This window comes from Pseudomonas sp. HY7a-MNA-CIBAN-0227 (assembly GCF_040310325.1).
GTDB lineage: Bacteria > Pseudomonadota > Gammaproteobacteria > Pseudomonadales > Pseudomonadaceae > Aquipseudomonas.
Genome location: NZ_JBEOPT010000228.1, coordinates 1 through 258, shown reverse-complemented (window position 1 = coordinate 258; position 258 = coordinate 1). Strand labels below are relative to the sequence as shown.

Genomic DNA, 258 nt, shown 5'->3' with positions numbered 1-258 from the left:
AGTAAAGAGAGTTTGGCCTCATTTTTATAGGTTTGCTCAATATCATGGCTTAATGGGTAATGACTTAAAAACTGATGATAATCATCGGCCAATTGCTTAACCCACACACTGTGATCTGTGCCCTTAACAACGACCTCTTGCATCACCTTGCCTGATAACGTTTTATCAGGATCATCAATCGCTTCAGCCCATGTGGTTAACGCGTCTTGGTAAGCATGGCTAGCATCACCATCGAGTAACTTCGCGAGAGTCGCTAAT

At 43.0% G+C, this 258-nt stretch carries 1 protein-coding gene; it reads right to left on the bottom strand.

Annotated features, from left to right (window positions below):
• Positions 1 to 258: hypothetical protein (locus AAEZ06_RS27695; protein WP_350617338.1), on the bottom strand; the 258-nt coding region annotated here is incomplete at both ends.